Genomic DNA, 13,524 nt, shown 5'->3' with positions numbered 1-13,524 from the left:
TTGATAGGCCGGATCTGGAAGCACCGTGAGGTGTGGAGGTGACCGGTACTAATAGGCCGAGGGCTTGTCCTCAGTTGCTCGCGTCCACTGTGTTGGTTCTGAAACCACGAACGACCCCATGCCATGGTCACGGTGTGGTGCGGTTGTCAGTTTCATAGTGTTTCGGTGGTCATAGCGTGAGGGAAACGCCCGGTTACATTCCGAACCCGGAAGCTAAGCCTTACAGCGCCGATGGTACTGCAGGGGGGACCCTGTGGGAGAGTAGGACGCCGCCGAACAAATTTTGAAGAAAACCCCCGTGCCAATGGCACGGGGGTTTTCTGCGTTTACGGGGCGGAATTCAGACGGGCCGCCTGACGGGTCAGATGAGTGCGCTCGGCCAGGGTCGGAGCATGCTGGGCGGCCTCCGCGTAGAGGCGGGCGGCGGTCCGGGTGTCGCCGGCGCGCTCGTGGAAGTACGCCGCCACCGCCGTGTGGCGCGGCAGGGCGGCGTCCAGCTTCGCCAGGGCCGCCAGGCCCGCGTGCGGGCCGTCGGCCTCGCCCACCGCCACCGCACGGTTGAGCCGCACGACCGGGCTGTCCGTGAGAGCGGCCAGCTCGTCGTACCACTCGACGATCTGCACCCAGTCCGTCTCCTCGGCCGTGCGGGCGTCCGCGTGCAGCGCCGCGATCGCCGCCTGGGCCTGGAACTCGCCCAGCCGGTCGAGGACCAGCGCGCCCTGGAGGATGCCGATGCCCTCCGCGATCATCGTGGTGTCCCAGAGCGCGCGGTCCTGGTCCGCCAGCGGCACCAGACCGCCGTCGGGCGTCGTCCGCGCCGGCCGCCGCGCGTGATGCAGCAGCATCAGCGCCAGCAGACCCGCCACCTCGGGATGGACGATCGCGGACGCCAGCTGACGGGTCAGGCGGATGGCCTCCGCGGCCAGGTCGACATCGCCGGAGTAGCCCTCGTTGAAGACCAGGTACAGCGTGCGCAGGACCGTCGCCACATCGCCCGGCCGGTCGAAGCGCGCGGCGGAGACCAGGCGCTTGGCGCGGCTGATGCGCTGCGCCATCGTCGCTTCCGGGACCAGATAGGCCCGCGCGATCTGCCGCGTCGTGAGACCGCCCACCGCACGCAGGGTGAGCGCCACCGCCGACGACGGGGTCAGCGCCGGATGCGCGCACAGGAAGTAGAGCTGGAGGGTGTCGTCGGTGGTGGGGGCCGGGCCCGGGGCGGGCTCCTCCTCGACGCGGTCCTCGCGGCGGCGGCGGGCCGCGTCCGCGCGGGTCGCGTCGACGAAGCGGCGCCACGCCACGGTGATCAGCCAGCCCCGGGGGTCCCGGGGCGGCTCGGTGGGCCAGACGCGGACCGCCTCCACCAGGGCGTCCTGCACCGCGTCCTCGGCCGCCGCGAAATCGGCGCCACGGCGGACGAGGACCGCCAGCACCCCGGGAGTGAGGCCGCGCAGCCGTGCCCCGTCCAGGGCGTCCGGCGCCTGCGGTGCGTCCATGAGAGGGCTACTCCGTGATGGTGGGCGGGGCGTGCAGGAACGGGCGGAGCTCCAGCCACTCGTGGATCGGCTCGCCGCCCGCGCCCGGCGCCGCCGACAGCTCCCCGGCCAGCTCGACCGCGCGCTCGTACGAGTCCACGTCGATGATCATCCAGCCGGCGATGAGGTCCTTGGTCTCCGCGAACGGGCCGTCGGTGACGGGCGGGCGGCCCTCGCCGTCGAAGCGGACCCAGCTGCCCTCCGGGGCGAGGGCCTGGGCGTCGACGAACTCGCCGGACTTCTCCAGCCGGGCCGCGAAGTCCTGCATGTACGTGATGTGGGCCGTGACCTCCTCCGGGGTCCACTGGTCCATCGGCGCGCAGTTCACCGGCTCAGGGGCGCCGCGGTAGTGCTTCAGCAGCAGGTACTTGGCCATGACGGTCTCCTCGGTCCGGGCCGGCGAACGGGCTTCGCCGGTGCCGTGCTCGTTGCGTTCATAGCAGGGTCGGAGCCGGCCGCGGGTTCTCGACATCGCTCCGGAAAATCTTTTCGGGCCGATGTCCCGTGACTCTAGAGTGCCGCCATGGACTTCGTGGTGAGAGCGGTCGAGGCCGGCGAATGGCCGGCCGTGAAAGAGCTGCGGCTGGAAGCGCTGCGCGACGAGGTGGCGTCGATCGCCTTCCTGGAGACGTACGAGCAGGCGGTCGGGCGGTCCGACGCGTTCTGGCGGGAGCGGGCCGCCGGGGCCTCGCACGGGACGGCGGCCCGGCAGTTCGTCGCGGTCGCCGACAGCGGCCGCTGGCTGGGGACCGCGGTCGCGCTCGTCGAGGAGCCCGGCACGACGGACTTCCTCGGACACCCCGTCGAGGAGCGGCAGGTGCAGATCGTGGGGGTGTACGTGCGGCCCGAGGCCCGCGGCGGGCACGTGGCCCCGGAGCTGTTCGCGGCGGCGAGCGCCTGGGCGTACGCGCAGGACGGGATCGGCCGGGTGCGGCTGCACTTCCACCAGGACAACGCGCGGGCCGAGGGCCTCTACCGGAAGATCGGCTTCGTCCGCACCGGCAGGGTCGTCCCGCTGGCGGGCGACCCCGCCAAGGTCGAGTACGAGATGGTGCTGGACCGGGCCGGGCGGTAGCGGCGTCAGCGGTACGGGCGTGCCGCGCGAGCCGTCCGCAGGGCGTGCGCCCACCAGTCCAGCTGGTCGAGCAGCACCTTCGCGGCGGCCGGGGCGCCCTCGGGGTCGTGGGCCGGGCCGCCCGCGGCGAAGTGGTCCGGGGTCACCCGGTGGAAGCTCACGCCGTCGCGGACCGTGACGCAGTGCAACTCGGCGAAGACCAGCCGCAGTTGCTCCACCGCGCGCAGGCCGCCCGACACCCCGCCGTAACTGACGAAGCCGACGGGCTTGGCCGCCCACTCCGTGTGGTGCAGGTCGATGAGGTGCTTGAGGTGGGCCGGGAAGCTGTGGTTGTACTCGGGGGTGACGATCACATAGGCGTCGGCGTCCCGGATGCGGGCGGCCAGCTCCGCCTGGGGCGGGGTGCGTTCGTGGCCCCAGGACGGGTGGACCTCCGGGAGGCTCAGGGCGGCCGTGTCGATGACGTCGAAGCGGGTGGCCGGGGCGTGGGCCGCGGCCTGGGCCGTGAACCAGTCGCCCACCGCCGGGGCGATACGGCCCTCCCGGACCGAACCGATGACGACGGCGACGCGGAGCGGGGACGAGGGCTCGGTGGGGATCGGGTCCGGGGTCGGTTCGGTGGGCATGCGGGTAACGTACCGGCTCCGCCGACTGATGTGCAACGGTCGTTGTACCTAGGTCCGGGGAGGGGGGCCGGGTACGGCCTAGGGTGGAGGTGAGCGGAGGAGCGGAGCATGGCGGAGCGGGCGGCAGGGGTGCGCGGGGGCACGGTCGAGAAGCGGCGGGCGCTGCTGCGCGGCGCGCGCACCGTGTTCGGGCGCGCGGGATACGCGCGGGCCGGCATCGACGAGATCGCCGCGGAGGCCGGGGTCTCCACCCGCACCCTGTACAACCACTTCGGCGGCAAGGAGAACCTCTTCCGGGAGACCCTGCTCGACAGTGCCGCCACCGTCACGGCCGCCCATGTCGCGCTGATCGAGCGGCACTTGGCCGACGTCACGGACATCGGGGCGGCTCTGCGCGCTCTCGCGCGGGAGTGGATGGGGCGGCGCGGCGAGCACGCCGACCACCTGCTGCTCGTGCGGCAGATCATCGCCGAGGGGCCGCATCTGCCCGCCGATGTCGTCCAGGACTGGCAGGGGACCGGGCCGCGGGCCGTGCGGGAGGCGGTGCGGGTCGCGTTCGAACGGCTGGGCGGGGAAGGGCTGCTCGCCGTCGACGCGGACAACTCCGGTGAGGCCGCCCGGTACTTCACGCTGCTCGTCGCGGGGTCCGTCACCGTCGACACGTTCTTCGGGGCCGTGCCGATGGCCCGCGCGGAGATCGACGCCCGGGTGGAGAGCGGGGTGCGGGTCTTCCTGAAGCTCTTCGCCGTCGGTGGCGTCGGCCAGTGAGGCAGGCCCTAGGGGAGCGGGAGGGGGAGGTCGGCGTCCGGCCAGCGGGTGCGGCCCTGTTCGCGGGACCGGAGCAGGGCCAGGGTCGTCATGCCCCGGTCCGCTCCGGTGGCCAGCAGCTCCGGCAGCTGGGGAAGGGGAGCCACTGCCGCGACGTCGTCGAGGACGAGCGTCATTGGTGGGTCGAGCCGGCCGGCAGGTGACCGTTCGGCCATGCGGCGGCCGTGCTCGACCACGCTTGAGGCGAGGGCCGTCAGAAGGGGCATCGCGCCGGGATGTCCCTTGGGGTCCTCGATGGATTCACCGACCACATAGAGCGTGCCCCCTTCGGCGATGAAGGAATCCAGGGTCAGCGCATCAGTTCGGTTCGGGGTGCAGGCGTCGCGGATGTGCACGGTGAAGAGGGAGGACAGCGCCCGGGCCGTCAACTCCTGTGCCATGTCGCGTCGTTCCGGGTGGGCGGTGAGGGCCGCCTCCAGTTCGCCCGCCGAGCCCGGACCGGCCTTCGGGTGGGTGCGCAGGATGCGGACGGCGTCCTGGACCTGGCTGCCCTGGGCCCAGCGGTGGACGTGGCGGAACGGTTTGCCCTCGATCGCGGCCGCGTGCAGGTAGCTGCGCAGCAGGGTGTCGGCCGTCTCGGCGAGGGCCGAGTCGAGTCTGGCCGTCGGTCTCGTCGGGGCGAGGAGGGCGGTGGCGCGGGCCGTCGCCGTCGTGCGGTCCTCGCAGCCCGCCGAGGGGTTCCAGTGCAGGCGGGCCGGGGTGTCGCACAGGTGCGTGGGGTCGTAGAGGAGGACCGGGCCGAGTTTGGCGCGGGCGTCCTTCGTCTCCAGCCAGACCGTGGGGGCCGAGGTGACGACCAGCGCCGGGCCCGCTGCCTCGCGTACGGCCTCGATGGCCAGGGGGTGGCGGTGGGCCGGGGGGCCCAGGTGGAGGGGGGTCCGGGGGGACGGGACGGGCGTGGCCAGGACGGCCGGCGGCGGGACGGGGGCCGGTGCCGGTGGAGCGGGGGTGGCCGCGAGGACGGACGTGGTGCCCTCCTCGGCCTCCGGTGCCGGTGCCGTCGGCTCGGCCTCCCGGGGGGTCGCCGCGAGGGCGTCGGGGGCGGGCTCGGCGGGGTGTGCGCGCCGGTCCGCGCGTCCCTCGCGGGGCGTGTCGTACCGGTCCTCGCGCGCCTGTCGGCGGACCGCCCGCCAGCGGGCCAGGGTGCCGGCCGCGAAGACCGTCAGGACCAGGAGGATCATCACCTGGCTGATGAGCAGGCCCCAGAACAGGCCGTAGCCCGACAGCTGGCCGGCGGGCGTGTTCGGCCAGGCGCCCGCGATGTCGTGCGGCTTGCCGATCAGGTGCCGCATCGCCAGGGGGGTGTGGGCGAACGTCACCGCGTGCGGCCACGCGCCCTTCGCGAACAGGCCGGCCAGGCCCGTCGCCGACCACACCAGGATGGTCATGCCCAGCAGGAACGCCAGGACGCCGATCAGCAGGCCGTCCGGGACGCCCCGCTCGCGCTCCCGCTGCGGGGCCCGGTCCCGCGTGTCGCGCGCCACCGTCACGCCACCGTGGACTCGGACGCGTCGCCGAGGCGCTGTTCCACGAACGCCGCCGCCCGTTCCTCCGCCTCCAGTTCGGCGGCGCGCATGGCGTCGTCGCCCTCCAGGGGGACGGCGGAGGACTCGGTCATGGCGCGGTCGGTGAAGACCAGCGGGCGTTCCGTCTCGGTGATCAGGTGCTTGACCACCTGCACGTTGCCGTTCACGTCCCACACCGCGATGCCGGGGGTCAGCGTCGGGATGATCTCCACCGCCCAGCGCGGCAGGCCGAGGACGCGGCCCGTCGAGCGGGCCTCGTCGGCCTTCTGCGCGTAGATCGTTCTGGTCGAGGCCATCTTCAGGATCGCCGCCGCCTCCTTCGCGGCCGCGCCGTCGACCACGTCCGACAGGTGGTGGACCACCGCCACGAATGACAGGCCGAGCCGGCGGCCGAACTTCAGCAGGCGCTGGAACAGCTGCGCCACGAACGGGCTGTTGATGATGTGCCACGCCTCTTCGACCAGGAAGATGCGCTTCTTGCGGTCGGGCCGGATCCAGGTGTGCTCCAGCCAGACGCCGACGATCGCCATGAGGATCGGCATCGCGATCGAGTTCCGGTCGATGTGCGAGAGGTCGAAGACGATCAGCGGCGCGTCCAGGTCGATGCCGACCGTCGTCGGGCCGTCGAACATGCCCCGCAGGTCACCGTCGACGAGCCGGTCCAGGACCAGTGCCACGTCCAAGCCCCAGGCGCGCACGTCGTCTATGGCGACGTTCATCGCCTCCGCCGACTCCGGTTCCGGGTGGCGCAGCTGCTCGACGATGTCGGTCAGGACGGGCTGGCGCTCGACGATCGTCTCGTTGACGTAGGCGTGCGCGACCTTCAGGGCGAAGCCGGAGCGCTCGTCCAGGCCGTGGCCCATCGCGACCTCGATGATCGTCCGCAGGAGCGCGAGCTGGCCCGTGGTGGTGATCGCGGGGTCGAGCGGGTTCAGCCGGATGCCCATGTCGAGGGCGGCCGTCGGGTCGAGCCGGATGGGAGTTATCCCCAGCTCCTGCGCGATCAGGTTCCATTCGCCGACGCCGTCCTCGCCCTGCGCGTCGAGGACGACGACCTGGCGGTCGCGGAACCTCAGCTGCCGCAGGACGTAGGTCTTCTCCAGCGCCGACTTGCCGTTTCCGGACTCGCCGAGGACCAGCCAGTGCGGGGCCGGAAGCTGCTGCCCGTACAACTGGAACGGGTCGTAGATGTACCCCTTGCCGGAGTACACCTCACGCCCGATGATCACGCCCGAGTCGCCGAGTCCGGGCGCGGCCGTCGGCAGATAGACCGCCTGGGCCTGCCCGGTCGACGTCCGCACGGGCAGCCGGGTCGTCTCCACCTTTCCGAACAGGAAGGCGGTGAAGGCGTCCGTGAGCATCGACAACGGATCCCGCATGAGCGTGCTCTCCCTCTACCGTCGGATGCCGGTGGCGAACGGCAAGGTGTTCACGAACGCCCGGTGGTGTTCGCGGTCGCACCACTCCAGCTTCAGGTACGACTTGCCGGCGGAGGCGCGGATGGTGCGCTTGTCGCGGGCGAGCGCGTCGGGGTTGCGGGACGAGACGGTGATGTACCCGACCAGGTTGACGCCGGCCGCGCCGCTCGCCAGGTCCTCGCCGCGCTGGTCCATGCGGCCGTGGGCGGCGACGTCGCGCGGGTCGACGGTGCGGTTCATCTTCGCGGCGCGGGACGCCTCCGCGTCGTCGTTCGTCTTCTCGGTCAGCATGCGCTCGATGGCGACCTCGGTGGGTTCCAGGTCCATGGTGACGGCGACGGTGCGGATCACGTCCGGCGTGTGGACCAGCAGCGGCGCCAGGAAGTTCACGCCCACCGGTGTCATGGGCCACTCCTTCACCCAGGCGGTGGCGTGGCACCACGGTGCCCGCGTCGACGACTCGCGCGTCTTCGCCTGGAGGTAGGTGGGCTCCATCGCGTCCAGCTCGGCGGGCCAGGCGTTGCGCTTCGTCATCGCCTGGATGTGGTCGATGGGGTGGTCCGGGTCGTACATGGAGTGCACGAGCGAGGCGAGCCGGCCCTGGCCCAGCGGCTGGCGTACGCGGATGTCGGCCTCCTGGAGCCGGGAGCAGATGTCGGTCAGCTCGCGGGCCATGACGACGGCGAGACCGGCGTCCCGGTCGACCTTCCGGCCGGACGCGGGGCGCGAGGCGCGGGCCATCGCGTTGGCCTCACCGGCCAGCTCGCGCGTGTAGTGCATGCAGGCCACCAGGTACGCGCGGTGCTGCTCGCTGCTGGTCGACACCATCGACTGCAACTGGTCGTACGACTCCTGGAGCCAGCCGGGCGCGCGCCCGTCGCCGCGGATGGAGACGTCCTTGGCGTGGGCGTCGGGGTCGGCTGGCAGGGTGCGGGCGAGCATCTGGAGGCGGGTGACGAAGCCGTCGCCGTTCGCCACGTGCTTGAGCAGGGTGCCGAAGCGGTCGACGAGGGCCTCCTGGTCCTCGGAGTCGCGCAGGCCGACGCCGGGGCCCTCGATCTCGATCGCCGCCGTCACCGTGCGCCGGTCGGCGTGCAGCAGGACGGCGATCTCGTCGGGGCCGAACGGCGCCGCGAGCCAGGTGAGCCGGCCGATGCCGGGCGGCGGGCCGATCTCGATCTCCCGGCCGTCGAGCCGGGTGCCGGCCTCGGTGGCGCGCGAGCGGTAGGCGGAGCCGCGCTTCAGCTGCCGTTTGTAGCTGCGGTTGATCTCGAACCACTTGTAGAAGGTGCGGTGCCGGTACGGGATGTAGACCGCGGCCAGGGCGAGCAGCGGGAAGCCCATGAGGAGCACGATGCGCAGGGACAGGACCGGGACGAGCAGTCCGCACATCATGCCGAGGAACGCGCCCGCGATGATCAGGAAGAGCTCTCCCGACTCGCGGTTCCTGCCGACGATCGCGTTCGGCCGCGCGCGGCCGATCAGATATGTACGGCGGGGCGTGACCGGAGGGGACACGTGGGACTGGGTCGTCAACGCCCTGCACCTCCTTGCCGATTGCCGTTGTTACTGGTGGTTCCGTTATTGCCGGTGTTGCCGGTGTTGCTCCCGCGGCTGCCGGCGTGCGGGGTGTTGGTGGGGCTCGTACGCGGCGGAGGTGCGGCGGAGGGGACAGTTCCGCCGCCGCCCCCTGCCGCGCCCTGCCGCGAGCTGTGCGCGGCCACCCCGCCGGACAGGGGGTTGGCGGGACGGGCCTGGCCGGCGCCGCCCCCGCCGCCGCCGTCCTGACGGGCGCTGTGGGTCTTGATGCCCTGGGAGACGAGGGCGGCGGGGGAGGTGAAGGCGGCGGCCGCCTTGCCCTCCGCGCCCTGCATGATCCGGTTCTTGCGGACGTTGGCCATCTCGTCGCCGAAGCCGGGGACGAAGCGGTAGATCATGCCGCTGGCGAAGATGGCGAGCAGGATGATGGCCAGGCCGGAGACGACGGCGGCGAGGGAGTCGGGTCCTTCGCCGCTGGTGGACAGGGCTCCGGCCAGGCCGAGCACGATCACGATGACCGGTTTGACGAGGATGACGGCGACCATGATGCCGACCCAGCGGCGGACGTGGCCCCACAGGTTCTTGTCGACCAGACCCGAGTAGACGACGACGCCGAGCAGGGCGCCCACGTAGAGCAGGACGGCCCGCAGGTACAGCTCCAGGTAGAGCACGCCGGCCGCGACGATGGACACCAGCGACACGACGATCAGCATGATCGGGCCGCCGCCGATGTTGTCGCCCTGCTTCAGGGCGTCGGAGAACGTGCCGAAGAACGTGTCGGTCTGATGGCCCGTCGCCTTCGCCAGGACGTCCGTGACGCCGTCCGTCGCGGAGACGACCGTGTAGAGGATCAGCGGGGTGAACGCGGAGGCCAGCACCGTCAGCCAGAGGAAGCCGACGGCCTCCGACAGGGCGGTGCCGAGGGGGACGCCGCGGACGGCGCGCTTGGCGACGGCCATCAGCCACAGGACGAGGGTCAGGATGGTCGAGGCGGCGAAGACGACGGCGTACTGCTGGAGGAACTTCTCGTTGGTGAAGTCCACCTGGGCCGTCTTCTGCACGGCTTCGCTCAGCTTGTCGACGGTCCAGGACGCGGCGTCGGCGCAGCCTTTGGCGAGGCTGGAGAGGGGGTCCAGGGGGTTGTTCGTGGTGAGGCTCGGCGCATCGCCGCCACCGCCGCCGCCGGATCCGGCCCTGCCGCGCTGGCAGTACTGCTTGGCGGGCCCCACGATGAGGTCGCAGTTGTCCTCGGGGGCCGCGACGGCCCGTGCCGAGAAGAGGACGACCGCTGTCTGTACGGCGACGGCGGTGCCGGTGAACCTGAGCGCGAGGCGCCTACCGGGCATAGGTGAACCCTCCGTACCCTTCGACTGCCTTGGCGATCTCGTCGGTCGAGGAGACCTTGTTGTCGCCGTTCACCGGGGTCGGACCGTCCTTCTGGGAGAACCCCTCGACCTTCCAGTCGCCGTCGGTCCAGCGCAGCTTGAGGGTCAGGGTGAACCAGTCGTTGGTCACCGGATTGGTCGACTTCTCACCGGCCGTGCCGAAGGCGCCGGTGCACCAGACCTCGGCGGTCGCGGCGCTGTCGGAGTAGGCGGACGTCTTGGTGCCGACCGGGACCGTGCGGGACACGTAGGTCTGGCCGGACGCCGCGTTCCCGTTGGAGTCCAGGCCGATCTTGGCCAGGAAGTCCTGCGAGTAGGCCTTGTCGAACTGGTTCTGGAGCGCGTCGACCCTGTCGGTGACGAACAGCCGCTTGATGATGGCGGACCGCTGAGCGGGCTTGAGGATGTCGGCGGAGACCAGCTGAACCGCATAGTTCGCCGCAGCCGACTGCGCCCCCTGTTCGTCATGGGCGAAGCCCGAGGGGACCGGTTTCGTGCCGGTAGGGGAGGTGGGGGAGGAGGCGGCGCCGGAGCCGGTGGAGCCGGTCCTGGCGTCGGCGGACGGGGCGTCGTCGCCGCCGCGGTTCGCGAAGGCGATCGCCGCGATGAGGAGCACCACGACACCGACCACGGTGACCAGCGACCGGGACGGGGAGCGGCCCGCTCTGCGCGCGCCCCCGTACCCGTCCGGCCCCTCCGGGAGCCGTGTGCGGGTCTGGCCCGTGCCGCCGTAGAGGTCGTCGTCCCCTTGCCGGCCGTCGAGACTCATCGCGAGCACGCCCCTTCAACCTTGTGCTGAACCGCCGCATACGCCAACGCCGCATACGACGGTAGCTGTGCTGGTTCCCGCGCGGGCGGGGTGTGGTGACTCGACATCAGGGACACGCAACCTCAGCCGGTGGGCACGACGGGACAAGTGGGACAGGGGTGTAGAAGAGGTAACCGAACACGGCCGGACCGAAACTGATGGCGCGTGAGCCGGGCTAGACGGCCATGCCGTACACGATCGTGAAGAGGGTGCCGAGTGACCCGATGATGAAGACTCCGGTCAGTCCGGCGATGATCAGGCCCTTGCCCTGCTCCGCGCTGAAGGTGTCCCGCAGCGCCGTCGCCCCGATCCGTTGTTTGGCCGCGCCCCAGATCGCGATTCCCAGGCAGAGGAGGATGGCCACGGCCATCACCACCTCGACCATCACGCGTGCCTCGTTGCCCAGGCTCCCGAACGGGCCCCAGTCGGGGGCGATCCCGCCGATGATGGTCGTGATGTCGCCTTTTTCGGCTGCCAGCAGCATGTGTAACTCACCGCCCCAAGTGGGTAGTTCTGTCGCCTCCGCCGCAGCGCAGAGGTCAGTCCCATTCTTCCTCAGAACGGAGCCCTTGCCTGCCGACTTGGCGCCATTCCTTGGCTGAGTTTTTCCGGTTCTACGTTTCCGTGGTGCGGGGGATGCCGGTGGGACGGATCCCTGTCCGAAGAAACGTACGATCACTCTGTGTATCACGTGCGATTACGTGGAGCAATGAGCGTGGGCCGGGGGGCGGGAGCGTGACGCACCACCGGTTCGCGGGCGGCGGGGCGGGGAAGGCTTCCGCGCCTACACTGTGGCCTCGGTGGATTCCCGTGCGTCGAAGGGCGGTTGACGGTGCGTAAGGCATGGATCGTCGCGGGTGCGGGGGTCGCCGGAGGGACCGGTTTCGTCACCCTGCTCGTCGTGGGGACGTACATGGTGGCCGGGAACCTCACGAACGGGGTCGGCCAGGGCGCCGTCGGGCTCGCCAAGGGCGCCGTGCCGGCCGCGTACCAGCCGCTGGTCCAGAAGTGGGGCAATCTCTGCACCGCCATCAATCCGGCGCTGCTCGCGGCCCAGCTCTACCAGGAGAGCGGCTTCAACCCGGACGCCAGGTCGCCGGCGAAGGCGTACGGCATCGCGCAGTTCATCGAGGGGACCTGGGCGGCCCACGGGGTCGACGGGGACGGGGACGGCGACCGGGACATCTGGGACCCGAACGACGCCATCCCGTCCGCCGCCTCGTACGACTGCAAGCTCGCCTCGTACGTGAAGGACGTGCCCGGCGACCAGACCAGGAACATGCTGGCCTCGTACAACGCGGGCGCCTACGCCGTCATCAAGTACAAGGGCGTGCCGCCCTACCGCGAGACGCAGAACTACGTGAAGACCATCACGACCCTGGAGCAGAGCTTCGCCCGGCCCGTCGGGCGGGTGCAGCCCTCGCAGCAGGCCGCCGCCGCCATCACCTACGCGCAGAAGAAGCTCGGCACGGAGTACCTGTGGGGCGGGAACGGCACGGCCGACCAGGGCGGGCGGTTCGACTGTTCGGGGCTGACCCGGGCCGCGTACCAGTCGGTGGGGATCGGGCTGCCGCGCGTCGCCAACGACCAGTACAACGCCGGACCGCACCCGAAGCGGGACGAGCTGCTCCCCGGTGACCTGGTCTTCTTCTCCGACGACCTCACCAACAGCCGGGCCATCCGGCACGTCGGGATCTACGTCGGGGGCGGCTACATGATCGACGCGCCGCGGACGGGCGCCGTGATCCGGTTCGACCCCGTCGACACGCCTGATTACTTCGGGGCGACGCGGGTAACGGAGGATGGCGCGAAAGCGCTGCCCAGCGCGTCGCCGGAGGTGTGACGTGGCCGGAACTCTCCGTTAATCCCAGGCTCTGAGCTGCGGGTTCGTGTCTCTCTTCGATAACGTCTGCGTGATCATTCGGTGGAGTGTGGAACGTAGTAGGTGAGGGTGTGCGTTCCTCTTCCTGAACCGATTGAAGTCCACGGGGGTGGCCGACACGGGTAGTACACGCAGATGATGAAGGGGCCGCAGAGCTATGGCTGGAGTCGAGGCACTCGCAGCGCTCGAGACTTCCGGGTCGAACCCTGACGTCACGCTGCTCTACGACATCAACGGACTGGCGGCCGACGCGCCCGGCTGGTTCGACCGCACGATGGAGTTCGTCGGCGAGTACGGGATCATGCTCGGCCTCGTCCTCCTGGTGCTCTGGACCTGGTGGGGGGCGCGCAGGCGCGACACCCTCGACGACGCCGCGTCCTCGGTCGCCGCCGTCGTCTGGGCGCCGCTGGCCGCCGCGGTCGCCGTCCTGGTCAACGTGCCGATCCGGGGCTTCGTCGAACGGCCGCGGCCGTTCCGGGACCACGACGGGCTGACCGTCCTGGTGGACGGCAAGAACGACTTCTCCTTCGTCAGCGACCACGCCACGCTCGCCATGGCCATGGGCGCGGCCCTCTTCGTGGTCCACCGCAGGCTGGGGCTCGCCGCGATCGGGCTCGCCGTCCTCGAAGGGTTCTGCCGGGTCTTCATGGGCGTGCACTACCCGACCGACGTCGTCGGCGGATTCGCCCTCGGCACGGCCGTGGCCCTGCTGCTCTCGCCGCTCGCCACGGCGCTCCTCACCTCGCTCGCGCGGGCCGTCGGACGGGCCGCACGGGTGTCGTGGCTGGTGTGGGCGCCGCGCACGGTGCCGGCCGCGCTGGAGATCCCCGGGGCCCGCGGGGCCGCCGAGGACCCCGAGGAGCGGGACCTCGCCGCCTAGGGCCGGTCCGGCGGATCGTGTCGCG

Annotated in this window: 13 protein-coding genes and 1 rRNA gene; 5 read left to right on the top strand and 9 right to left on the bottom strand. The window is 71.3% G+C overall.

What is annotated here, in order from left to right; genetic code table 11:
- The first annotated feature begins 161 nt into the window (after positions 1–161).
- Positions 162–278, top strand: a 5S ribosomal RNA gene (gene rrf, locus ACIP5K_RS05690).
- A gap of 48 nt (positions 279–326) precedes the next feature.
- On the opposite strand, the gene ACIP5K_RS05685 is transcribed toward rrf, so the two are convergent.
- Positions 327–1,466, bottom strand: coding sequence for an RNA polymerase sigma factor (locus tag ACIP5K_RS05685; RefSeq protein ID WP_401405308.1), 1,140 nt, complete (start codon positions 1,464–1,466; stop codon positions 327–329).
- Between the two features lie 34 nt (positions 1,467–1,500).
- Positions 1,501–1,908, bottom strand: a complete 408-nt coding sequence (locus ACIP5K_RS05680) for a YciI family protein (protein WP_401405191.1) — start codon at positions 1,906–1,908, stop codon at positions 1,501–1,503.
- 147 nt (positions 1,909–2,055) lie between these two features.
- Between ACIP5K_RS05680 and ACIP5K_RS05675 the strand changes: the two genes are divergently transcribed.
- The gene (locus ACIP5K_RS05675) at positions 2,056–2,607 is read left to right on the top strand and encodes a GNAT family N-acetyltransferase (protein WP_401405189.1); all 552 of its coding nucleotides are present in this window, start codon (positions 2,056–2,058) and stop codon (positions 2,605–2,607) included.
- A 5-nt stretch (positions 2,608–2,612) separates the two neighbouring features.
- On the opposite strand, the gene ACIP5K_RS05670 is transcribed toward ACIP5K_RS05675, so the two are convergent.
- Positions 2,613–3,233 carry an NADPH-dependent FMN reductase gene (locus ACIP5K_RS05670; protein WP_401405187.1) on the bottom strand — a complete coding sequence of 207 codons (621 nt, stop codon included), beginning with the start codon at positions 3,231–3,233 and terminating at the stop codon, positions 2,613–2,615.
- A 108-nt stretch (positions 3,234–3,341) separates the two neighbouring features.
- Between ACIP5K_RS05670 and ACIP5K_RS05665 the strand changes: the two genes are divergently transcribed.
- Positions 3,342–4,001, top strand: a complete 660-nt coding sequence (locus ACIP5K_RS05665) for a TetR/AcrR family transcriptional regulator (RefSeq protein ID WP_401405185.1) — start codon at positions 3,342–3,344, stop codon at positions 3,999–4,001.
- An 8-nt stretch (positions 4,002–4,009) separates the two neighbouring features.
- Here ACIP5K_RS05665 and ACIP5K_RS05660 read toward each other — a convergent pair whose 3' ends face one another.
- The 6 genes from ACIP5K_RS05660 to ACIP5K_RS05635 all read right to left on the bottom strand — a co-directional run bounded on the left by ACIP5K_RS05660 (position 4,010) and on the right by ACIP5K_RS05635 (position 11,221).
- Positions 4,010–5,545: a type IV secretory system conjugative DNA transfer family protein gene (locus tag ACIP5K_RS05660; protein WP_401405183.1), complete on the bottom strand. Its 1,536-nt coding sequence runs from the start codon at positions 5,543–5,545 to the stop codon at positions 4,010–4,012.
- Between the two features lie 2 nt (positions 5,546–5,547).
- Positions 5,548–6,966, bottom strand: a complete 1,419-nt coding sequence (locus tag ACIP5K_RS05655; protein WP_401405181.1) for an ATP-binding protein — start codon at positions 6,964–6,966, stop codon at positions 5,548–5,550.
- 15 nt (positions 6,967–6,981) lie between these two features.
- Positions 6,982–8,541, bottom strand: coding sequence for an SCO6880 family protein (locus ACIP5K_RS05650; RefSeq protein WP_401405179.1), 1,560 nt, complete (start codon positions 8,539–8,541; stop codon positions 6,982–6,984).
- Positions 8,538–9,890, bottom strand: a complete 1,353-nt coding sequence (locus ACIP5K_RS05645; RefSeq protein ID WP_401405177.1) for a hypothetical protein — start codon at positions 9,888–9,890, stop codon at positions 8,538–8,540. The genes ACIP5K_RS05650 and ACIP5K_RS05645 overlap by 4 nt, the downstream gene beginning before the upstream one ends.
- Entirely contained in the window at positions 9,880–10,698 is an 819-nt protein-coding gene (locus ACIP5K_RS05640) for a hypothetical protein (protein WP_401405306.1), read from the bottom strand. Before ACIP5K_RS05640 ends, ACIP5K_RS05645 begins: the two co-directional genes overlap by 11 nt.
- Positions 10,699–10,912: 214 nt before the next feature.
- On the bottom strand, positions 10,913–11,221 hold the full coding sequence (locus ACIP5K_RS05635) for a hypothetical protein (protein WP_111665501.1): 309 nt from the start codon (positions 11,219–11,221) through the stop codon (positions 10,913–10,915).
- Positions 11,222–11,569: 348 nt separating this feature from the next.
- Between ACIP5K_RS05635 and ACIP5K_RS05630 the strand changes: the two genes are divergently transcribed.
- Both ACIP5K_RS05630 and ACIP5K_RS05625 read left to right on the top strand, forming a co-directional pair.
- Positions 11,570–12,580, top strand: a complete 1,011-nt coding sequence (locus tag ACIP5K_RS05630) for an NlpC/P60 family protein (protein ID WP_401405175.1) — start codon at positions 11,570–11,572, stop codon at positions 12,578–12,580.
- A 196-nt stretch (positions 12,581–12,776) separates the two neighbouring features.
- Positions 12,777–13,499: a phosphatase PAP2 family protein gene (locus tag ACIP5K_RS05625; RefSeq protein WP_401405173.1), complete on the top strand. Its 723-nt coding sequence runs from the start codon at positions 12,777–12,779 to the stop codon at positions 13,497–13,499.
- The last annotated feature ends 25 nt before the right edge of the window (positions 13,500–13,524 follow it).

This window comes from Streptomyces sp. NPDC088785 (assembly GCF_044750685.1).
Taxonomy (GTDB): Bacteria; Actinomycetota; Actinomycetes; order Streptomycetales; family Streptomycetaceae; genus Streptomyces.
This window is presented reverse-complemented; position numbering and strand designations above follow the sequence as displayed.

Coding starts and splice junctions, on each gene's coding strand:
- ACIP5K_RS05625 (WP_401405173.1), top strand. CDS start 12,777: ATGGCTGGAGTCGAGGCACTCGCAGCGCTCGAGACTTCCGGGTCGAAC.
- ACIP5K_RS05680 (WP_401405191.1), bottom strand. CDS start 1,908: ATGGCCAAGTACCTGCTGCTGAAGCACTACCGCGGCGCCCCTGAGCCG.
- ACIP5K_RS05675 (WP_401405189.1), top strand. CDS start 2,056: ATGGACTTCGTGGTGAGAGCGGTCGAGGCCGGCGAATGGCCGGCCGTG.
- ACIP5K_RS05670 (WP_401405187.1), bottom strand. CDS start 3,233: ATGCCCACCGAACCGACCCCGGACCCGATCCCCACCGAGCCCTCGTCC.
- ACIP5K_RS05665 (WP_401405185.1), top strand. CDS start 3,342: ATGGCGGAGCGGGCGGCAGGGGTGCGCGGGGGCACGGTCGAGAAGCGG.
- ACIP5K_RS05635 (WP_111665501.1), bottom strand. CDS start 11,221: ATGCTGCTGGCAGCCGAAAAAGGCGACATCACGACCATCATCGGCGGG.
- ACIP5K_RS05645 (WP_401405177.1), bottom strand. CDS start 9,890: ATGCCCGGTAGGCGCCTCGCGCTCAGGTTCACCGGCACCGCCGTCGCC.
- ACIP5K_RS05640 (WP_401405306.1), bottom strand. CDS start 10,698: ATGAGTCTCGACGGCCGGCAAGGGGACGACGACCTCTACGGCGGCACG.
- ACIP5K_RS05655 (WP_401405181.1), bottom strand. CDS start 6,966: ATGCGGGATCCGTTGTCGATGCTCACGGACGCCTTCACCGCCTTCCTG.